17 protein-coding genes are annotated in these 21,055 nt (G+C 63.6%); 5 read left to right on the top strand and 12 right to left on the bottom strand.

The genetic code is table 11. The features are described 5' to 3' along the window. Positions 1-251 precede the first annotated feature (251 nt). Positions 252-1,508 (bottom strand): adenylosuccinate synthetase, encoded by a 1,257-nt coding sequence (locus ACW5W7_RS02020; protein WP_349918911.1) that lies wholly within the window; start codon positions 1,506-1,508, stop codon positions 252-254. Positions 1,509-1,674: 166 nt separating this feature from the next. Between ACW5W7_RS02020 and ACW5W7_RS02015 the strand changes: the two genes are divergently transcribed. Beyond that, complete coding sequence (locus tag ACW5W7_RS02015) at positions 1,675-2,583, top strand: LysR family transcriptional regulator (RefSeq protein ID WP_456500602.1); 909 nt, start codon at positions 1,675-1,677, stop codon at positions 2,581-2,583. 69 nt (positions 2,584-2,652) lie between these two features. Here the strand turns inward: ACW5W7_RS02015 and ACW5W7_RS02010 are convergent, their stop codons facing one another. Both ACW5W7_RS02010 and ACW5W7_RS02005 read right to left on the bottom strand, forming a co-directional pair. Next, complete coding sequence (locus tag ACW5W7_RS02010) at positions 2,653-3,993, bottom strand: TAXI family TRAP transporter solute-binding subunit (protein ID WP_456500601.1); 1,341 nt, start codon at positions 3,991-3,993, stop codon at positions 2,653-2,655. Positions 3,994-4,129: 136 nt separating this feature from the next. Further along, positions 4,130-5,272: a MalY/PatB family protein gene (locus tag ACW5W7_RS02005; protein ID WP_456500600.1), complete on the bottom strand. Its 1,143-nt coding sequence runs from the start codon at positions 5,270-5,272 to the stop codon at positions 4,130-4,132. A 162-nt stretch (positions 5,273-5,434) separates the two neighbouring features. Here ACW5W7_RS02005 and ACW5W7_RS02000 point away from each other — a divergent pair, with 162 nt between their 5' ends. Further along, positions 5,435-6,607: an MFS transporter gene (locus ACW5W7_RS02000; RefSeq protein WP_456500599.1), complete on the top strand. Its 1,173-nt coding sequence runs from the start codon at positions 5,435-5,437 to the stop codon at positions 6,605-6,607. 3 nt (positions 6,608-6,610) lie between these two features. Here the strand turns inward: ACW5W7_RS02000 and ACW5W7_RS01995 are convergent, their stop codons facing one another. After that, positions 6,611-7,498 carry a LysR substrate-binding domain-containing protein gene (locus tag ACW5W7_RS01995; RefSeq protein ID WP_434663481.1) on the bottom strand — a complete coding sequence of 296 codons (888 nt, stop codon included), beginning with the start codon at positions 7,496-7,498 and terminating at the stop codon, positions 6,611-6,613. Between the two features lie 85 nt (positions 7,499-7,583). Next, a complete protein-coding gene (locus ACW5W7_RS01990; RefSeq protein WP_456500598.1) occupies positions 7,584-8,339 on the bottom strand; it encodes a YciK family oxidoreductase in 756 nt (251 codons plus the stop codon). A gap of 220 nt (positions 8,340-8,559) precedes the next feature. Here ACW5W7_RS01990 and sohB point away from each other — a divergent pair, with 220 nt between their 5' ends. After that, the gene (gene sohB, locus ACW5W7_RS01985; protein WP_456500597.1) at positions 8,560-9,567 is read left to right on the top strand and encodes a protease SohB; all 1,008 of its coding nucleotides are present in this window, start codon (positions 8,560-8,562) and stop codon (positions 9,565-9,567) included. A 64-nt stretch (positions 9,568-9,631) separates the two neighbouring features. Here the strand turns inward: sohB and astB are convergent, their stop codons facing one another. Further along, complete coding sequence (astB, locus tag ACW5W7_RS01980) at positions 9,632-10,969, bottom strand: N-succinylarginine dihydrolase (RefSeq protein ID WP_456500596.1); 1,338 nt, start codon at positions 10,967-10,969, stop codon at positions 9,632-9,634. Positions 10,970-11,330: 361 nt separating this feature from the next. Here astB and topA point away from each other — a divergent pair, with 361 nt between their 5' ends. After that, the gene (topA, locus tag ACW5W7_RS01975) at positions 11,331-13,955 is read left to right on the top strand and encodes a type I DNA topoisomerase (protein WP_456500595.1); all 2,625 of its coding nucleotides are present in this window, start codon (positions 11,331-11,333) and stop codon (positions 13,953-13,955) included. A 113-nt stretch (positions 13,956-14,068) separates the two neighbouring features. Continuing rightward, on the top strand, positions 14,069-14,239 hold the full coding sequence (locus ACW5W7_RS01970; protein WP_456500594.1) for a hypothetical protein: 171 nt from the start codon (positions 14,069-14,071) through the stop codon (positions 14,237-14,239). 9 nt (positions 14,240-14,248) lie between these two features. Here the strand turns inward: ACW5W7_RS01970 and ACW5W7_RS01965 are convergent, their stop codons facing one another. From ACW5W7_RS01965 to ACW5W7_RS01940, 6 genes are all read right to left on the bottom strand, one after another. Further along, a complete protein-coding gene (locus tag ACW5W7_RS01965) occupies positions 14,249-14,602 on the bottom strand; it encodes an MGMT family protein (protein ID WP_349918893.1) in 354 nt (117 codons plus the stop codon). A gap of 66 nt (positions 14,603-14,668) precedes the next feature. Continuing rightward, positions 14,669-16,222 carry a methyl-accepting chemotaxis protein gene (locus ACW5W7_RS01960; RefSeq protein ID WP_456500593.1) on the bottom strand — a complete coding sequence of 518 codons (1,554 nt, stop codon included), beginning with the start codon at positions 16,220-16,222 and terminating at the stop codon, positions 14,669-14,671. A gap of 195 nt (positions 16,223-16,417) precedes the next feature. Further along, positions 16,418-18,283, bottom strand: coding sequence for a beta-N-acetylhexosaminidase (locus ACW5W7_RS01955; protein ID WP_456500592.1), 1,866 nt, complete (start codon positions 18,281-18,283; stop codon positions 16,418-16,420). Further along, positions 18,268-19,140 (bottom strand): BadF/BadG/BcrA/BcrD ATPase family protein, encoded by an 873-nt coding sequence (locus tag ACW5W7_RS01950; RefSeq protein WP_456500591.1) that lies wholly within the window; start codon positions 19,138-19,140, stop codon positions 18,268-18,270. The genes ACW5W7_RS01955 and ACW5W7_RS01950 overlap by 16 nt, the downstream gene beginning before the upstream one ends. Continuing rightward, complete coding sequence (locus ACW5W7_RS01945; RefSeq protein ID WP_456500590.1) at positions 19,133-19,261, bottom strand: hypothetical protein; 129 nt, start codon at positions 19,259-19,261, stop codon at positions 19,133-19,135. Before ACW5W7_RS01945 ends, ACW5W7_RS01950 begins: the two co-directional genes overlap by 8 nt. Further along, on the bottom strand, positions 19,254-20,987 hold the full coding sequence (locus ACW5W7_RS01940) for a glycoside hydrolase family 9 protein (protein ID WP_456500589.1): 1,734 nt from the start codon (positions 20,985-20,987) through the stop codon (positions 19,254-19,256). Before ACW5W7_RS01940 ends, ACW5W7_RS01945 begins: the two co-directional genes overlap by 8 nt. Between the last annotated feature and the right edge of the window lie 68 nt (positions 20,988-21,055).

Here is a 21,055-nt window from a genome sequence, read left to right as displayed (position 1 = left end):
GCGGGACTGTGTGAGGTGGATCACCTGGTTACATGCTGTTACAGAATGGTTATTTTAGTAACTGTTTTACTCTCGGCGTGTAGCCAAGAGAGGATGAGCAGGCCGACATGGGTAGGGAGAGGGGCAAAACGGCAGGGTGAAGCAGGGGTGAGGGGAAAGCGGAAAACGTCCCGGAGAGGGACTGAAGCCATAAAAAAAACCGGCCTCGAGGAGGCCGGCTTTGATATCTTGCTGCGAGACGATCGTGCTGCTTAGCGCAGGATCATCTGATCGCGACCCGGGCCTACGGAGACCATGGGCACAGGAACACCCAGCAGAGCTTCGATACGCAGCACATAGTGCTGGGCTGCCTTGGGCAGGTCTTCGAACTTGCGGATGTGGGAGATGTCTTCGCTCCAGGCTTCCATGGACTCGTACACCGGCTTGAGACCGGCAGTCTGTGGCCAGATCGGGTTCTCGGTGTGGGCACCTTCGTAGGCGACGCAGATCTTCAGATCCGGCATGCCGGAGAGGCAGTCCAGCTTGGTCAGGGCGATCTCGTTGGCCGCCTGGATCTCCAGACCCTGCTTGGTGGCGACCGCATCGAAGTAGCCGATGTCACGGGGACGGCCGGTGGTGGCGCCGAACTCGTTGGCAAACTTGCGGAACTCTTCCTGATTCTCCATGGCGGTGATCAGGGTGCCGGTACCGACCGAGGTGCTGAACGCCTTGGCCACGGCGATGACGCGCTCGGGGCGCAGGGCCGGCAGGCCGCCACCGATACCGGCGTAGGCGCCGGAAACGTGGGAGGAGGTCACCCAGGGGTATTCGCCGTAGATGAGGTCACGGCCGGCGCCCAGCTGGGCTTCGAACAGCAGGGTGCCGTTCTGGGCCTGGATCGCCTTGAGCGGCTCGCTGACGTTGCAGATGGCATCGCGCCAGGAGGCGGACACTTCCAGCAGCCAGTCGGCCATCTCCTGGGCGGTCTGCTTGAACTCGAAGCTCGGGTAGAGGGCTTTGAGCTGCGGCAGTTTCCAGTCGAGGAAGAACTGGATGCGCTCGACCAGTACGTCCGGCTGTTTCAGCCAGCCGACCAGAATCGCCTTTTTCATGACCCGATCACCGTAAGCCGGGGCAATGCCCTGACGGGTGGAGCCATAGGCACCGTCACCCAGACGTACTTCTTCCAAAGTGTCTTCCAGGGCGTGGATCGGCAGGCAGAAGGTGGCTCTGTCGGAAATGGCGAGCTTGGGAGTCACGCCGGCGGCCTTCACTTCGGCCAGTTCCTTGGTGAGGGGCTCGGGGCTGATGACCATGCCAGGGCCGAGGACAACCAGGCAATCCGGGTTGAAGACGCCGCTCGGCAGCTGGTGCAGCTTGAAGGTGCCGAGATCGTTGACCACGGTGTGGCCGGCGTTGTTGCCGCCCTGGAAGCGGATGCTGGCGGCGGATTCACCGGCCAGATAATCGACGATGCGGCCCTTGCCTTCATCACCCCAGTTAGCACCTACGACTACGATAGACGACATGACTCATTCTCCTAAGACGTTAGGCGTTCATCCTAGGAGGCCGGGGTGGATTAGAAAAATTAATTATCTTTATAGTTCCAATAAGGAAGGCATATAATCCAGGTCACTTTATCGGCAATGCCCGTCAGGACGCACCTCGTGCGTCAACGGCAAACGAGAGCGACCCATGCTGGATATCCACTGGTTGAATACCTTCGTCACCCTGGCCCGTCTGCAGCACTTCGGCCAGACCGCCACCGAATTGCACATGACCCAGCCCAATGTCAGCCTGCACCTCAAGAACCTGGAGCAGGCGACCCGGGTCAAGCTCATCGAGCGCAGCCCCTTTCGCCTCACCCAGGCGGGGGAGCGATTGCTGCAAAGCGCCGAGCGCGCCATCAACGAGTTGCAGCTCTGCCAGTCCGATCTCAATGCCCTCAACCAGCACAGCCAGGGCACCCTGGCCATCGCCGCCAGCGACATTCTGTCACGGCTCTTGCTGATCCAGCCGTTCCAGCGCTTCAAGCAGACCTTCCCGGGCATCGATCTCACCCTGTTCAACACCACCTCGGATCAGGCCGCCGAGCTGGTCAAGACGGGGCGGGCGGATCTTGGCTTCGTGATGGCGCAAAAGCGCAGCGAGCCGCTCTCCTATACCGAGCTGCAACAGGTGACCTGGTGCGCCCTGGGGGACGGGCTGGCACGCTGGCAGGCCCGTAGCCAGGCCGGTGAGAGCGATCCGCAGGACGAACCCACCCTCATCTTGCTGGGCCACGACACCCGTACCCGGGCGCTGATCGACCCTTCCCTGCCCCTGCTGGGGCTGCCGAGTTGCCGCATCATGGAGGTGGGCAGCGTGGATGCCCAGCTCGACTGGGCGGAGGCGTGCTTCGGGGTGGCCATAGTGCCGGACTTCTCCCTCCACCCGCGCCTCAAGCTGAGCGCCCCCGTCACCCGGCTGACCGACTTCCCCGGCACCAGCCTGGGGTATGTGGTGCGCCAGAATCAGGTGCTCTCCCGGGCCATCAAGCAACTGTTGCACTGGGTCGAAGAGGCAATTCAGGGACCAGCGCTGGGGCCGTCTCCCCGGGAGTGAGACCGGGAGTCCAAGGCGTCGTCATGAAAAAGGCCACCTGAGGGTGGCCTTTGCGTCTTATCGGTCTGCTCACTGGGCGGGGGTTGCCGGTGCCGGGCTGGTGGTGACGGCGCCACTGGCAGGGGCGTCAAGTGCAGGGGGCTGCGCCGGGGAGGCGGGCACGGCAGATGAGGGAGCAGGCGCGGTTTCTTGCTCTGTCCCCTCGGTCGCAGGGGGAGCGGTCAGGCCACCATCGGCCAGGGGGGCACCCTGGCTCACGGCGGCCCCTTCCAGCACCTTGGCGGCATCCGGATCTGTGCCTGTCGCCCCCGATGCCGTGGGCAGGGTGGCACCACCGGCTTGCTCATGGGCGGTGGCGGGCGACCCTTCCGGTGAGGGAGTCTGGGCTTCACCCGTGGTCGCCGTGTCCGATGGGGCCAGGGATTCAGGAGCCAGGGTCGGGGTCGACGGGGCATCCTGCATGCCCGGGTGGAGCGGGATGATGGCCCCCGCCTGCATGGATTCCGGTGTCAGGGTGGTCAGGGCCGGGTGCAAGCGGGTGAACTGCTGCAATTGGTTGCTGAGCACGTCTCGCACCGTGCGCACCGTCTCGTCGGGGAGGCTGGCCTCGGCCACCAGTTCGGCGGTCACGGTGAAGGTGCTGACGCTGCCCATCTGCCCCGGATAGAGGTTGGCACCGATGCGGCCACGCTGGTAATAGGGATGCTGCTTGAGCAGGTTGTCTATCTGTTCCCCTTCGATGGGAATGAGGCGCGCCTTGCAGCGCCCGGTCAGATCCCCTATCCCCTGATTGGGGTGGCCGGCGACCAGCAGGGCGGCATCCAGGGTGCCGTTGCACAGCCCTTCCAGCCGGTTGCCCGGCGCGGCGGCGGGGGGCGGCGCGAAGCTGCTCTCCTGCCAGCCCATGGCTTCCAGCAGTGCCTGGCTGGTGACCCTGTCCCCGGAGTCGGGGGCCCCCAGATCGACCCGTTTGCCCTCGATATCGGCCAGGGTGTTGATGTTGCTGGTGGCGCTGGCCAGCAGGGTCAGGGGCTCCTGATGCAGCCGGAACAGGCTGCGCAGGGTCTCGTCGGGTGCCTTGCCCGCGAAGGGGCCTGTGCTGTGCACCGCGTGATAGAGCACATCCGACTGCACCAGCGCGAGCTGGACCTCTCCCTTGGCCAGGGCGGCCAGATTGGCCAGGGAGCCCGAGGTGCTCTGCACGCTGCAATGGACCCCGTGGGTGGCGCTGTCGGCATTGAGCAGGCGACAGATGGCACCTCCCGTGGGGTAGTAGACCCCATTGAGCGTCCCTGTGCCTATGGTGAGATAGGCGGGGGAGGCGGCGAGCGGCAATGCCAGCATGGCCGCCAGCCAGGGCAGGGCGAGTCGGGGCAGTGTCAGGAGTCGGCGCGGGAGTCGTGGGTGCATAGGAAACCGGATCAATGGCGGATAAAAAGGGATGAGCCCAGCCCATCCCGTCATGAGTCACACCTTATCTATACCAGATATGGGGAAAAATGGCTTTCGCCATGGAGGTCGGGCGCCGGTGTCGGCGCCTGTCCCATCAGCGGTTGTGCCGGAGTATGGCTTTTTCCATACGGGCCAGCGCCTCGACGAGGGTCGCCCGGGTGCAACCAAAGTTGAGGCGCACGAAGTGACTGTCCCCGAACTGGGTACCCGGTGAGAGGCCGACACCTGCCTGCTCGAAGAAGGCGATGGGATCATCCAGACCGAGGCCGCTCACGTCGAGCCAGGCGAGGTAGGTCGCCTGATGGCGAGCCAAGGTGACGCCGGGCCAGCGGGCCACTGCCTCTTCTATTAACGCTAGGTTGGCCCTCAGATAGTCGAGTTGTTCCACGAGCCAGGGCTCTCCCCCCTCGTAGGCCGCCTCCGCCGCCACGAATCCCAGCAGGTTGACGTCGGCACTGATGCCGCGCATGGCCTGTTGCAGCTTGAGGCGCAGCCTGGCATTCGGGATCACCGCGAAGGAGCAGCAGAGCCCGGCGATATTGAAGGTCTTGCTCGGCGCCATCATGACGGCACTGCGTTCGGCAGCCTGCGGGCTGAGGGCGCCATAGGGAATGTGGCGAGCACTCTTGTCCAGCAGCAGATCGCAGTGGATCTCGTCCGAACAGATCACCAGGTTGTGGCGTTCGGCGATGACATCGATGGCCAGCAGCTCCTCACGGGTGAAGACGGTTCCCCCCGGATTGTGGGGGTTGCAGAGCAGCAGCAGGTCTGCGCTCGGGGCTTGTCGCTCCAATTCCTCCAGATCCAGCACCCAGCGACCGGCCTCTTCCACCATGGGGACGGTGAGCAGGGGGCGATCGTTGAAGCCGGGGGCTTGCAGGAAGGGGTAATAGACGGGCTTGGGGGTGATGATGCCACGGCCGTGCTGGCTCCAGGCCTTGCAAGCCAGGTTCAGGCCCGGCACCACGCCCGGCAGGAAGACGATCCATTCGGGCTCGATGGCCCAATCATAGCGAGTCTGCAGCCGATCCTGGATGAGTTCAATCAGACGGGGAGAGGGCCGAGAGTAGCCGAAGATACCGTGCGCAACCCGCTGGGTGAGTGCCTCGATGACGGCGGGGGGAGAGGCAAAGTCGGTATCGGCCACCCACATGGGCAAGACATCCTGGGTTTTGTATTTGTCCCATTTCGCGCTCATGGTGTGGCGGCGATCTATCTCCCGATCAAAATCAAACATGTGAAATCCTTGTGCTGGCCAATGGGCTTTCAATGTACGGGCTCGGGCCCGGCCTCGCAAGCCTTGAGATGCCTGTTGATAATGGCATAAGATAGCTGCCGTTATTCTATGCTCCCGCCGTTCTCTGGCGACGTTTTCTCTTCCATATCAATGGTATCTCTCATGCGTTTGCTGACATCTGTCCGCCAGAGGCCGGATCCCGTCTCCCTCTCTTTCCTGGCGGTAACCTTCATAACCGGGGTCGCGGTGGCCCTGCAGGTGCCCACTTTGAGTCTGTTTCTCGCCGAGGAGGTGCAGGTACGCCCCTTCCTGGTGGGGCTCTTCTATACGATCAACGCCGTTATCGGCATCCTCATCAGCCAATGGCTCGGTCATCGATCCGACAACAAGGGGGATCGCAAGCAGCTGATCCTGCGCTGCTGCTTCGCCGGCATCGTGCTCTCCCTGTTGTTCGCCTGGAACCGGCAATACTGGCTGCTGGTGAGCCTGGGGGTGGTGCTGGCGAGCCTGACGGCCACCGCCAGCCCGCAGCTGTTCGCCCTGGCGCGCGAATATGCCGACAGCCGCAACAAGCGGGCCGACATGTTCAGCTCCGTGCTGCGAGCCCAGTTCTCCCTGGCCTGGGTCATCGGCCCGCCGGCGGCCTTCGCGCTGGCCATCGGTTATGGCTTCGAGGTGATGTACCTGGCCTCTGCCTTTGCCTACCTGCTCTGCGCCTTCGTGGTCTGGCGCTGGCTGCCCTCCCTGCCGCTCCCCAAGCCGGGAGGAGAGCAGGAGCGAGTCAGCAGCTGGCGAATGCCTTCGGTGAGGGCGCTCTTCATCGCCTCCACCCTGATGTGGACCTGCAACAGCATGTATCTCATCAACATGCCCCTCTACATCACCCGCGAACTGGGGCTGGAGGAGAAACTGGCGGGCATCCTGATGGGGACGGCAGCGGCGCTGGAGATCCCCTTCATGCTGCTGGCTGGCTACTACACCCGCCGTTTTGGCAAGCGTCCCATGATGCTGGTGGCGGTGTTGGCGGGGGTGGGCTTCTACGTGGGGCTGGTGACGTTGTCGAGCCAGACGGCGCTGATCGCTCTGCAACTGCTCAACGCCATCTTCATCGGCATCGTGGCCGGGATCGGCATGTCCTATTTCCAGGATCTGATGCCGGGCCGGGCCGGGGTGGCGACCACCCTGTTTGCCAACAGCATCCGCACCGGATCCATCATGGCGGGAGCCATCGCCGGGACTGTGGCGGAGATCTGGAGTTTCCACGGGGTCTTCATGGTGGCCACGGCCCTGGCACTGGCGGCACTGGCCGCCTGCTGGCGGGTGCCGAACGTCTAAGGCTTACTTGCCGCGCTCGCCTTGCTGATATTCGTTGCGCAGGCAGCGCAGCAGCAACTCGGCTGCCGGCCCCAGCGCGTCCACCGAGGGGGTGAGCAGGTAGGTATATAGGTAGCGCTCGCTGCCATCTTCCAGATTGAGCTGGACCAGGCTGCCGTCGGCGAGTTCACCGCGCACCAGGTGGCGTGGCACCCAGGCGTAACCGAGACCGAGGCGCAGCATGCTGAGCACCTCGTGGTAGTGGGTCGCCTTCCAGCCGGTGTCGTCCGCATCGTTCCAGTCCACCGAGCGGTGGATCGGCGGGTGCAGGCTGATCTGGTGGTGGTTGCCGAGCTGTTCGGCGGTGACGGGCACCTCATGGCTGGCGAGGGGATGGCCGGCCGCACACAAGGGCAGCAGGCAGACCTCGTCCAGGGGCAGGCCGGTGCGATCCTGAGGCAGATGTTCGGAAAGCATCAGATCCCCGACTTGCAAGGCGTTGAAATGGCAGTGGATACGCTCGTGCAGGTTGATGCGGCAACCGCGGCTGCGGGGGGAGAAGCTGGCCAGGGCGCGGTAGAGGCGCTCCCTGGGCTGCAGGGCCGAGACATACAGATTGATCTGCGGCTCCCATTGCCGCTCCAGGTTGTTGGCCAGATTCTCGAGCTCTTCCACCTGCTGGCTGAGCTGACGGGCCCGTTTGAGGAAGATCTCCCCGGACGGCGTCAGGACGGCCTTGCGCCCCCGCACTTCCAGCAGGGCCACCCCCAGACTCTGCTGCAGCTTGGCCACCGCATGATTGAGGGATGATTGGCTCTTGTTCAGTGCCTCGGCGGCCTGAGCATAACCGCCGCAGTCCACCACGGCCTGAAAAATCCGCCATTGCTCAAACGTGCTCTTGGGACGAAACATAGTTCAACCTGTCAGGGGAGGATGGGGGCAACAGAGTCCGTTGTTGCCCTCATTGACTGTAACCCCATTTGCCTAGTTTGTTGATTTATTTGGGTTGGGCCACGAAGGTCTGCCCGGTCTTGCCCCGGCTGTCGCTGCCCATCAGATAGAGATAGAGCGGCATCAGGTCGGCCGGTGTCTTCAGCGTCTGGGGATCTTCTGCCGGGAAGGCGCTGGCCCGCATCCTGGTGCGGGTGCCGCCCGGGTTCAGGGTGTTGACCCGCACCGCAGTATTTTCCAGCTCGTCCGCCAGCACCTCCATCATCCCCTCGATGGCAAACTTGGAGATGGCATAGGTGCCCCAGTAGGCACGACCCTTGCGACCCACGCTGGAAGAGGTGTAGACGATGGAGGCATCACCGTGCGTCTTCGCGGTCTGGCGAATGAGGGGCAACAGGGCCTGGGTCAGCAGGAACTCGGACTTGACGTTGACCTGCATCACCTCGTCCCACTCCTGCTCGGGGATCTGCTCGAAGGGCGACAAGGTGCCGAGCAAGCCGGCGTTGAACAGCACGCCGTCGAGACGGCCGAACTGCTGGGCGAAGGTCTCGGCCATACCGAGGTAGTGGCTCTTAGTGGCGCCTTTGAGATCCACCGGCACGATGGCAGGCAGGGGGTGGCCGGCCGCTTCAATCTGGTCGTAGACGGCCTCCAGCTTGGCGCTGGTGCGCCCGAGCAGGATCACGGTGGCGCCGTGGGCCGCGTAGGTGAGGGCCGCTTCCCGGCCGATGCCGTCACCGGCACCCGTCACCAGAATGACCTTGTCCTTGAGCAGTGCCCGGGGGGCCTGATAGTCGAGCATGTGGACTCCTGTTAACAATGTGGGCGGCCTCATGGCGGCAATGGAGGGCAGTGTACTGATCCGGCCCCGCCCTTGACCAGTGCGAGAGGGGAAAAAATGTGAAACGAGCTGCGGGATTGTGTCGACTTATCAGCAGATTGGCGGTTGCACGCAGAGTTTTTGCACCCCGTAGCCAAACTCCTTACTATGTGAAAAAACCGAACATAGAGCGGAGTATCGAGTGACATTTTTGACCGAATACGGCCTGTTTCTGGCCAAGACTCTCACCTTGCTGCTGGCCATTGCCGCCGTCATCCTGATGGTGGTGAGCAGCCGCCAGCCCAAGGCGCGCAAGGGGGAACTGGTGGTGACCGATCTCTCCAGCGAACTGGAGCAGGGTCGCTACCAGTTGCAGTCGGCCCTGGCCGACAAGGGGCAGCGCAAGCAGCTGGAGAAGGCGCGCAAGGCCGAACAGAAGGCGCGCGCCAAGGCCGACGATGAGCGCAGCCGGCTGTTCGTCATCGATTTTCACGGCAGCATGGATGCCAAGGAGGTCGCCTCCCTGCGGGAAGAGGTGAGCGCCGTGATCGGGGTCGCCAAACCCGGTGACGAGGTGCTGCTGCGCCTCGAGTCCGGTGGTGGCGTGGTGCACGGTTATGGCCTCGCGGCCTCCCAGTTGCAACGCCTGCGGGACAGAGACATCAAGCTCACGGTGGCCATCGACAAGGTGGCGGCGAGCGGCGGCTACATGATGGCCTGCGTGGCGGACAAGATCCTGGCGGCGCCGTTTGCCATCGTCGGCTCCATCGGGGTGATTGCCCAGATGCCGAACTTCAACAAGCTGCTCAAAAAGCACGACATCGAGTTCGAGATGCACACCGCAGGCCAGTACAAGCGCACCATCACCATGTTTGGCGAGAATGACGATCTGGGGCGGGAGAAGTTTCGCGAGGAGCTGGGTGCCATCCATGAGCGTTTCAAGGCGTTCGTGGCCGAGCACAGACCGGCCCTCGATATCGATGCGGTGACCACGGGAGAACACTGGCTGGCGAGCGAGGCCAAGCAGCTCGGGCTGGTGGATGCGCTCAGTACCAGTGACGACTACCTGCTGGCCCAGGCCAGCCATCACAAGGTGATCGGCATCAGTTATCGCAAGCCCAAGAGCCTGACCCAGAAGCTGGGCCAGCAGGGCGCCCAGGCGCTGGAGGCTGGGTTAGGGCGGCTATGGCAACAGAGCCCCTGGCGCTGAGTCGCGGCAACGTAGCACCAAATGAAAAAGCCGGGCATTTGCCCGGCTTTTTGTTGTCTGCGCCTCAGCGCTGGAAGGGGTAGACGGATCCCAGTTTCAGGATCTGGGTCAGCTCGTCCAGGGCGGTGCGGCTCTCCAGCACCAGGGCCGGATCCCGCAAGTCGTCCAGCGCCAGGCTGTCGCGATAGTGGCGCTCCACCCAGTTATCCAGACGGGTGAACTGGTTGTCGTCGATGAGACAGGCCGGATTCACCGCCGCGAGCTCGGTGTCGTTCATGGCGACTCGCAGCCGCAGGCAGGCAGGGCCACCGCCGTTTCGCATGCTCTGCTTCACATCCATGAAGTGTACCCCCTTGATGGGGGTACCCAGCGTCACCAGCTTGGCCAGATAGGCGGACACGGCCGGATTGCCCTGACATTCAGTCGGGGCGATGATCGCCATCTCGCCGGACGGCAGGGTCAGGATCTGGGTGTTGAACAGGTAGGATTTCACCGCATCCTGCACCGACACCTCGTTGGTGGGCACTTCGATGAAGTGCAGATCACCGTCACCGAACTTGGCGCGTACCTCGGCCAGGACCGAGGCGGTATTGAGGAAGGCCTGCTGGTGGTAGAACAGCACGTTCTGGTTGCCCACCGCGATCACGTCGTTGTGAAACACCCCCTGATCGATGACATCCGGGTTTTGCTGGATGAAGACGGCACTCTCCTCGCCAAGGCCGTGCAGGCGGGCGATGGCCTGGCTCGCCTCCAGGGTCTGGCGGGCCGGGTAGCGTTTGGGGGCGGGCTGGGAGGCGTCGAAGGCGCTGCGGCCATAGACGAACAGCTCGACCCCGGCCTCGCCATAGGCGCGGCACAGCCGGGTGTGGTTGGCGGCACCCTCGTCACCGAAGTGATCGTTTTCCGGCAGATGGGCGTGGTGATAGAAGTGGCGATCGTTGTTGAACACGGCGCGCAGGATGCGCCCCGTCACCTCGGGTTCGAGGGCACGGTGGAACTTGTTGGTCAGGTTGGCAGGGGTGAAGTGGATGCGGCCATCCTGGGTATCGGCACTCGGCGAGACGGTGGCGGCGTTGGCGGTCCACATGCTGGAGGCGGAATAGCAGGCGGCCAGCACGGCGGGGGCCTGTTTCGCCGCCTGGGCCAAGACGCTTGCATCTGATCCGGTGAAGCCGAGGCGACGCAGGGTGGCGAGATCCGGGCGCTCCTGGGGAGCCAGTACCCCTTGCACCATGCCGAGTTCGGTCAGCGCCTTCATCTTGCGCAATCCCTGCTTGGCGGCCTCCTTCGGATTGGATGCCGCCGATGCATTGCTCTGGGAGGCCACGTTGCCATAGGAGAGGCCGGCATAGTTGTGGGTGGGGCCGACCAGGCCGTCGAAGTTGACCTCGAAGTGCTTCATGATGACATCCTTTCGATTTTTATATGGGTTGCGAGTCCTTCCGCGCACAAAGCTGCGGCGAGTGGCCATTATAAAGAGATTTCATCCTTTGTAACAAGCTGATAACTCTGGTGGTTTTTTATGTAACAAGGGCGGCTGGATATGTCATTTCCAATCTAAAAAAGGGGGGTATATGGCATAAAAACAAAAAAGCGGTTGATTCCCTCGCGTCGGCTTCGCATTAATAAATAAAGAGTCGGTAGGGGGCGTATGGGTCAAGCAAATTTGTCGCCAAGATTGCTTTTTCCCGTCAAATCTCTTATACAGCCCCACAAAACCGCACGCCAACCCCGTCGGGTGCAATGAGGATAATAGTTACAGCATGGGCAAATCACTGGTCATCGTGGAGTCTCCGGCCAAGGCCAAGACCATCAACAAATATTTGGGCAAGGACTACGTGGTCAAATCCAGCGTAGGCCATGTGCGCGATCTGCCGACCAGCGGCAGCGCCAGCACCGAACCCAAAAAACCTGTCATTCGCGGCATCAAGCTCAGCGAATCCGAGAAGGCGGCCAAGGATCGCAACGCCCTGTTCGCACGGATGGGGATCAATCCGACCGCAGGCTGGCAGGCCAACTACCAGATTTTGCCCGGCAAGGAAAAAGTGGTCAGCGAGTTGCAAAGTCTGGCCGCCAAGGCTGACACCATCTACCTCGCAACCGACTTGGATAGAGAAGGGGAAGCGATCGCCTGGCACCTGCGGGAGATCATCGGCGGTGACGACAACCGCTACAAGCGGGTGGTGTTCAACGAGATCACCAAGACCGCCATCCAGGAAGCGTTCGCCCAGCCGTCCGAGCTGAACATCCATCGCGTCAACGCCCAGCAGGCCCGTCGTTTCCTCGACCGGGTGGTGGGCTACATGGTTTCCCCGCTGCTCTGGAAGAAGCTGGCTCGCGGTCTCTCCGCCGGCCGGGTACAGTCCGTCGCGGTGCGCCTCATCGTGGATAAAGAGCGCGAGATCAAGGCCTTCGTGCCGGTGGAGTTCTGGGATCTCAACGCGGATCTGCTGACTGGCGACAAGAGTGCCCTGCGCATGGAAGTGGTCAGCCGCAACGGTACCGACTTCAAGCCGGTCACCCAGGCCGAGACCTTCGCCGCCGTCGCCGCCCTGGAAGGAGTCGACTACAAGGTGGTGAACCGGGAAGACAAGCCGACCGGCTCCAAGCCTTCCGCCCCCTTCATCACCTCCACCCTGCAGCAGGCGGCCTCCACCCGTCTTAGCTTCGGGGTGAAGAAGACCATGATGATGGCCCAGCGCCTCTATGAAGCGGGTTACATCACCTATATGCGTACCGACTCCACCAACCTCAGCAAAGAGGCGGTGGAAGCTGTGCGGGAATACATCGGCGAACAGTATGGCGCAGCCTACCTGCCGAGCGAGCCGAACCTCTACGGTGCCAAGGCCAACGCCCAGGAAGCGCACGAAGCCATTCGTCCCTCCAGCGTGCAGGTGACCGCAGAGATGCTCGAAGGCATGGAGCCGGATGCGATGCGGCTCTATGACCTCATCTGGCGTCAGTTTGTCGCCTGCCAGATGACCCCTGCGCAGTACGACTCCTCCACCCTGACCGTCAAGGCCGGTGAATTCGAGCTCAAGGCCCGTGGTCGTACCCTGCGTTTCGCCGGTTGGACCAAGGCTCTGCCACCCATGGGTCGCAAGGGAGAAGACAGCCAGCTGCCGGCGGTCACCGTTGGCGAGATCCTCAAACTGGTCAAGCTGGATCCCCGTCAGCACTTCACCAAGCCGCCCGCCCGCTTCACCGAAGCGGCCCTGGTGCGCGAGCTGGAGAAGCGCGGCATCGGCCGTCCTTCCACCTATGCCTCCATCATCTCCACCATCGTCGATCGCGGTTATGTGCGGGTCGAGAGCCGCCGCTTCTTCGCCGAGAAGATGGGGGAGATCGTCACCGACCGCCTGGTGGAGAACTTCGTCGAGCTGATGAACTACGAGTTCACCGCCAAGATGGAAGACAAGCTCGATGGCATCGCCGAGGGGAGCCTGGAGTGGAAGAAGGTGCTCGACGCCTTCTACGCCGAGTTCACTCAGGAGCTGGAGCAGGCCGACAAGCCCCACGAGGAAGGCGGCATGCGCGCCAACCAGATGGTGCTGACCGACATCGACTGCCCGGACTGCGGCCGCAAGATGGGGATCCGTACCGCCACCACCGGCGTCTTCCTCGGATGTTCCGGCTATGCGCTGCCCCCCAAGGAGCGCTGCAAGAAGACCATCAACCTGGTCAGTGCCGACGAGTTCGTCTCCGCCACCGACGACGGTGACGAGGCAGAGACCGAAGCGCTGCGGGCCAAGCATCGCTGCAACATCTGTGGTACCGCCATGGATGCCTACATCATCGATGACAGCCGCAAGCTGCACGTCTGCGGCCGCAACCCGGATTGCGACGGCTACGAGATCGAGCAGGGTCAGTTCAAGCTCAAGGGCTACGAAGGGCCGAGCATCGAGTGTGACCGCTGCGGAGCCGAGATGCAGCTCAAGAACGGCCGTTTCGGCAAGTACATGGGCTGCACCAACGAGAGCTGCAAGAACACCCGCAAGATCCTGAAAAACGGTGACATCGCGCCGCCGAAGGAAGATCCGGTGCCGCTGCCCGAGCTGAAATGCACCCAGTCCGACGCACACTTCGTGCTGCGGGACGGTGCCGCCGGCCTGTTCCTCGCCGCCAGCAACTTCCCTAAATCCCGTGAGACTCGTGCGCCTCTGGTTGAGGAGCTCAAGCGCTTCCGTGACCGCCTCTCGCCCAAGCATCAGTACCTGGCGGACGCGCCGGCGTCAGATCCTGACGGTAACGCCTCCGTGGTACGCTTCAGCCGCAAGAGCAAGGAGCAGTACGTGATGACCGAGGTCAACGGCAAGGCGACGGGCTGGACGGCCCATTACGACAACGGTAAATGGCAGGAGAGCCTGGCAAAGGCGAAGAAATCCTGACCGCCGAGGTTCACACATTGATGAAAGAGGCCCCTTGCAGGGGCCTTTTTATTGGGAGAAGGGGATATACTGAATTGGCTGCATGGATGGCAGCGCAAGACACGGAGGTTGTCATGGAGATACATGAAATCCGGCCGGGCATGACCTGCCTGACCCGTGAAGGAACGGCCTACGTGCTGGAAGTGGACAGACAGGGTCTGCTGGTGCTGCTGCAGCGGGAAGATGAAACCATCCCGGTGCAGGTACGCAGCGACGAGATCCTGGGCCCCCTCACCAGTGAATGAACGGGATCCCTAGAAGGGGATGAGAAAGAGCAGCTCGGCCAGGTCGGGCTGCCACTGCCACTCCCGCATCCTGACCCGCCCCCCGACGACCACTACCCCCTCTTCCTGCAATCGCCCCGTCTGTTCATCGAATCCCGCCGATCCCTTCGGCAGCGAGATGGTTCCTCCTGCGCCCAGTACCCGGTGCCAGGGCAAGGTCTTGTCGGTCTCTCTCAGCACCTTGCCCACCAGGCGGGCGCGTCCCGGCAGCCCGGCGAGATCGGCTACCTGTCCATAGCTCACCACGCGACCGGCGGGGATCAGGGCCAAGATCGCCTCGATACGGGCGACCTTGCCAAGGGAGGGGCTGGGGGGATCCATCATGGGATTGTCATCGCTTGAAAGAGGGGAGGCGCCATTGTGGCGCCTCCTTTGTTTGCAGGGCAAGGCCTAGCCGAAGGTTTGGCTCAATCCCCGCAGTTCGCGGGCGCGCTGGAGCAGCGCCTGGCTGGAGTCATCCACCGCCTGCATCTTCTGGCTGTTGGCGCGGGAATACTGGGAGATCTGGTGAATGTTGCGGCTGATCTCCTCGACCACCGCCTGTTGCTGTTCTGCCGCCGCCGCAATCTGGGTGGAGAACTCGGTGACCTGTTCTATCTCTCCCAGTACCAGGTGCAGGTTGCCAGAGCCCTGACGGGTCATCTCGGCGTACTCCCGGGTATGGGCCAGGTTGTCCTGCATCATGCCCTGCCAGCGTCCCAGGGTCTGCTGGATCTGATGGATGCTGCCCTGGATCTGCTCGGTGGCCTTGTGGGTGCGGGTGGAGAGGGTGCGTACCTCGTCCGCCACCACGGCGAAGCCACGACCCTGTTCGCCGGCGCGAGCGGCCTCGATGGCGGCGTTGAGGGCCAGCAGATTGGTCTGCTCGGCGATGCCTTGAATCTCCCCCATGACGCTGCCAATTCGCTCGGATTCGCTGGCGAGTTCCACCGCCGAGTGGAAGGCCTGCTCCGCCTGATGCGCCAGCTGTTCCATCTGCCGCTCGGTCTGATCCAGTTGCCTTACCGTGTGCTCGCAGCTGCTGCGGGCATCGGTCACCTGGCTGTTGGTGTCCTGGATGTTGCGGGCGATCTCGTTGGCGGTGCTGGCCATCTGGGTCATGGCCGCAGCCATCTGCTGGGTCTGGGCATCCTGCTCGTTGATGTCGAGGAAGGCCTGATGGGAGGAGTCCTTGAGGTCGGTTGCCAGGGTCTGCAGCGGGTGAGTGGCGTCGTTGACCCGCCCCAGTACGGTACGGATGCGGGCCTGCAGCATCTTCAGGTGGAAGTCGGCGATGGCCCCCGGAGCATCGCCGGAGTAGACCAGCCGGGTCAGGCTGTCATATTGCTGGCCGAGCTGCTTGAGGTAGCGCGGCAGCGCGATGATCTCGCGCCAGTAAGTAGCGGTGACGAGGAGCAGGGGCAGCAGCATCAGCAGGACCGTCATCATGCCCTGGGTCGCACCAGCCCAGCCCAGCAACCCCAGCAGCAGCCCGGCGAGCAGCATGGGCCTGAAACGGCGCAGGGAGGGCAGGGGGCGGCTCTCTCCTCGCTCGGCCTTGAGCAGGGCCTGATAGGCCTGGCTTGCCACCTGCTTGAGCTGGGGCTCGGGTTTGCAGCGCACGGATTGGTAGCCGCTGATCTGGCCCTGCTCGTAGATGGGGGTGACATAGGCGTCGACCCAGTAGTAGCGGCCATCCTTGCAGCGGTTCTTGACCACCCCGCGCCAGGGGTTGCCCTCCTTGAGGCGATCCCAGAGATCGGCGAAGGCCACCTTGGGCATGTCGGGATGGCGCACCAGGTTGTGGTTCTGGCCGACCAGTTCATCGACCTGATAGCCGGCGATGCGGCAGAAGGCGGGATTGGCGTAGGTGATGACGCCGCGCAAGTCAGTGGTGGAGACGAGTTGTACGTCGGCAGGAAACTCCACTTCGCTGTCTACTATTGGAACCTCAGTGCGAGCCATGCAATAAACTCCGATTTTTGTGCTTAGTTATTATCAGTAGGCCGGACGTTTGGCTGCGAAATAGGCGTCGTCGCCAGGCTTCATCGGGGGCTTATTCTGCCTATAAAGGAGGATAAAAAGTAGGGTTTAGTTGTGATTTTGTTAGCCAGGTAAAAAAACGGCGACCAAAAGGTCGCCGAAAAGAGAAAGATAACACTACCTCTGTGGCACCCGGTAACGCACCTGCAACTGACTAAGGATTTGCAACTGGCCGGGCAGGCGGGCGACGAAGTGCTCCCATGACTTGTGGGCAGGGGCACTCCAGGCCACCTCGGCCGTGGCCAGCAGGCGTGGGAACAACATATAGTCGAGCCGATCTCGCGAGATGATCTGCTCGGACCATAAGGGGCTCAGCACCCCCAGGATGTTATCGTTGGCATGGAAATCGATGGGGGCCGGGTCGCAGGCGTAGACCTGCTCCAGGCTGACGGGGCCGGCCCAGTAGAGGCCGGGCTCCTGATAATCATGGTTATAGGCCTGATCCAGATAGAGCTGCTGGGCGGGGGCCATCACCACGGGGTAGCCCTGGCTGGCGGCATCGAGCCCCGCCTGGAAGCTGGTCCAGGCGAAGACGGTGGCATCCCGGCTCACCTTGTCCCCGTGCAATATCTCCTCCCACCCCAGCATTTTCTTGCCCCTGGCGGCCAGGTATTGCTGGCAGTGGCGCAGCACATGGCCCTGCAGTTCACGACAATCCTGATACCCCTCTTGCTGCATCAGCTGTCGACAGGCCGGGCTGTCGGTCCAGACGCCGTGGGGCACCTCGTCCCCCCCCATGTGGATCTGCTCCCCGGGGAAGAGGGCACAGACCTCTTCCATCACCTTGTCGAGGAACTCGTAGGTACCGGGCAGGGCGGGGTTGAGCACGTTGTCATCGAAGAACTGCACCGACAGGTAGAGGGAGCTGTCCGCCTCTTCCCGCAGCAGCGCGGGCAGGGCCTTGATGGCGGCGTGGCAGTGACCGGGAATGTCTATCTCCGGGATGATGGTGATGCCAAGCCCGGCAGCATAGGCCACCAGTTCGCGCACCTCGATCTGGGTGTAGTAGCCGCCGTAAGGATCCGGCCCGCCGCTCAACTGAGGATCCACCGCCAGGCCGTGACCACGCCAGGCCGCCACTTCGGTCAGTTGCGGGAAGGCCTTGATCTCGAGGCGCCAGCCCTCGTCATCGGTCAGGTGCCAGTGGAAGCGATTGAACTTGAAGAGGCTCATCTGCTTGAGCAGCCGCTTGATGGTGGCAATGGAATGGAAGTGGCGTGAGCAGTCGAGGAAGATGCCGCGAAAACCGAAGCGGGGCTCATCGCGAAGCTCGAGGCAGGGCAGGCTCTCCCCGTGCTGCAGCGCCCACTGGGCAAGACTGACCAGCCCATGGCGCCAGCCCGCTTCTCCCGCCGCCTGGATCACCACCTCACGGGGGCTGATGGAGAGCTGGTAGGCCTCCGGGGCGAGGGGGGCCTCGACGAGGTGGATCTCGGCATCGTGATCCTGACTGAGGGCCAGACCGGTCAGCTCGTTGAAATGGGCAAGCAGGGGGCCAAGGGGCAGGGGGCCGCTGACATGGGCCCGCTCCGCCAGCCGGAAGTTGCCCTCGGGCAGCCGCAGGTGGGCGGGTTGGGGAACGATGCCGTTGGCGGCTTCCACCTCGGGCAGCTCGGGGGCGGCGGCGGGCAGGGGTGGCAGGCCGAGGGCCTGGCTTGCCAGGGTCACCGGCAGCAGCTGGGGGCCGGATCCCGTGTCGCCGAGGCTCAGGAAGAAGCCCTGAGGCAGATCGGAATTACGCTTGATGGGGGTGCTGCGACAGCAAAAACGCAGTTCGCTGCCGCCATCCTGGGGGACGAGCACCTTGTAGCTGCCGCTCTGGCGCTCCAGGGTGCCTCCTTCGACGGAGCTGGCGTCGATCTGCCGCGGCAGGCAGAAGTGCAGCTTCCAGGGGCTGTCCGGCAACTGGCTCAGGGTGAAATGGAACCAGACATCATCACCGTCACGTCGGTCAACTTGGGTATGGATCAGGGGTGCAGACATGGGTATTCCTCTGATTGAGCGAACAAGATGGCACCCTCAAGGGCATCGGCCATGGGGGGAACCAGGTTGAGATGGGCAAGACGGGGAGCCAGACGCGTGCCGACGCCACCGAGCAGGGCAATCCGGTGGGCCCCGAGCTGCTGCATGCCTTCCAGCAGGCTCTGCAACTGGGCGCAGGTCTCATCCAGCAGCTGACAGGCGAGGGCATCGCCGTCGCTGGCGGCATCGAACACCCAGGGGGTGAAGCGGCCATAGTCCGCCGGGATGGCGCGACTCGCCCAACGCACCACCTCGGCCTGATCCTGCTTGAAGTGAGCCAGCAGACGCTCGGCGAGCAGGCTGGGGGGCAGGATGCCGTCATGGCAGAGCAGGGCCTGTTGCAGGGCGCGCAGCCCGAGCCAGGCACCGCTGCCGAGATCCGAGATGGGGAAGCCCCGCCCCGAGCAGGTGCGCAGTCGCCCCTCCCGGTAGATGAGCCCGGCGGAGCCGGTGCCGGCGATGAGGATGGCCCCTTCCCGGCCACCGAAGGCGCCGAGGCAGGCCCCGAAGGCATCGGAGGTGAGCCGCACGTTGGCATAGGGGAAGGGCATGGCCAGGAGGGCGTGGTAGCAATCCGCCAGCTCGGCGGAGGCGAGCGCCAGCCCGACGCTCATCTGCGGTTCCGCCTCCTTGCCAAGACCCGCCTCGGTGCGGGCCAGATCGATGGCGGTCAATACGTGGCGGTGGGCCAAGGGAATGCCGAGCTCCAGATTGGATCCCGCGGCTCGCCCTTCACCCAGTAGCTTCCCCGCCCTGTCGCGGATACGGGCCCGGGTATGGGTGCCGCCGCCATCCACGCCGACCCAGTATTCAGTCATGGGAACCTCCGAGGGTGCTCTGCCAGCTGATGGCCAGGGCGAACCAGGCGGACTGCATGGAGGATCCACGGCTCCCCCAGTGCCAGTTCTGATCGAGCCGATCCTTGTACGTCTCAATCATGGGAACCTCCGAGGGTGCTCTGCCAGCTGATGGCCAGGGCGAACCAGGCTGCGTGAGGGATCCACTGCTCCCCCCAGCGCCAGTTCTGATCCAGCCGCTCCTTGTAGGCATCCGGGATGAAGGCGATGTCCGCCTCGTCATCGAAACCGGCGGTGATGCCGTTGCAGATCCCGCCCGGCGCATTGGGATAACCGGCGGTGTAGCTCGGGTTGTTGATGCCGTGCCCCGCCAGCATGCAGGCGTTGAAGGGGTTTTGCCCCAGGATCCAGTCGAGCTGGCGCTGGCCGAAGGCCTGTAGTGGTTTGCGCTGCTGTGGCAGCACTGAGGCAGCGGAAAATGTCATGGCGGCGAGGGAGGCCAGTCTGGCGTTCTCTCCCTGCCACCAGTAACCGGATTCGTTGTGGTGGGGCATGAAGAAGCTAATGCGAGGCTCCTCGCCCACTCCTTTCACATACTGGCGGGCGAGGGCGAAGGGGTTACCCGCCTGGGCGGCCAGCGCCAACTCGGCCGCCAGCGCCTGTTGCACCACGGCCTGCACCTTGCGTTTGCGCACGGGTTCCGGCTCCAGGGCCAGGTATTCCAGCAGGGCCAGCACCGGCAGGCCCGCCTCGGCGGCGTGATAGTAGGGGCGTGTCCCGTCGTCATCGGCGGACCAGTAATGGCCGAGCTCCGGATGGGGATGCTGACGGGCACAGAGCCGGGCGGCCCTGTCTCTGGCCTCGCCGAGCCACTCCTGGCCCAGGGTGCGGGTCAGCTCCACGGCGGCGAGCAGGGCGCAGTAGTCGTCGATGATGTTTTCGCGACCGTCGTCCAGATAGGCGAGGTTGTGCTCACGCAGGTGCAGATAGCCGCGGCGGGCGGCTTCGGCGTAATGGCTGGCATCGAAATCACCAACCGCGGACTCCCGCGCGGCACGGGCCAGGGCGGCGATGGCCATGCCCCCCCCTTGCCGGAATCCCGCCTGCCAGTCGGCGGACTTGAGCCCCTGCTGGGTGGCGTAGGCACACAGCTCCCGCTGCTCGGGATCCTTGCTCCACTTGTCGAACAGGGTCATGTAGAAGAAGCCGCTCTCGTCCTGCATCCGGCAGAGGAAGTCCGCCCCGTGCAGGGCCTCGTCGGCGAGCCGTTTGCACAGGTTCAGGCCGTCGATGTCGGTACGTGTGCCGAGCAGATCCCGGCACTTGAGCAGGGCCCAGACCACCAGGGGGGTCTGCTGGGGATTGAGGTAGTTGGCGTACGAGAGGTGGCTCAAGTACTTGCTCATGTCGCCGCTGGCATCGAACCAGCCGCCGCGCACATCCCGGCGCTGATCGGTGCCAAACTGGCGGGCTTGGCGATCGGCCCGATCGAAGGCTCCGCTCGCGCGCTGCCCCTTGAAATAGTGAATGACATCGGACAGGCAGGTGCGACTCAGCAAGCCAGGGCCGATGGCAAAGCGGGGGGAGCGGGTGACGGAGGGGGTCGCCTCTCCCTCGCGCTGGGTGACGGCCTCCAGCCGATAGTGGCCGGGCTCTTTAAAGGCGCTGAAGTCGGCGCGCCAGAAGTGGCGACCCTGCCAGCCGGGAACCTGACCGGCGGCCTGCAACTCGGTGTCGAACAGGATCTGGCCATCGTCCAGACGCAGCAGCCGCACCCGGCCGCTGAGGGGCTGTTCAAAGGCGCCTTGCAGCAGGGCCACCTTGTGGCCATCGCAGTCGTAACCCACCTGATTGATCAAGAGTTCCATCGAAGAGTGACTCCCCTGGCCTGCCGCAGCAGGCGAGGCGGTTGGCGGGCCCGCAGGCCCGCAGTGAA

The sequence above is a fragment of the Aeromonas intestinalis genome (genome assembly GCF_054052485.1).
This window is presented reverse-complemented; position numbering and strand designations above follow the sequence as displayed.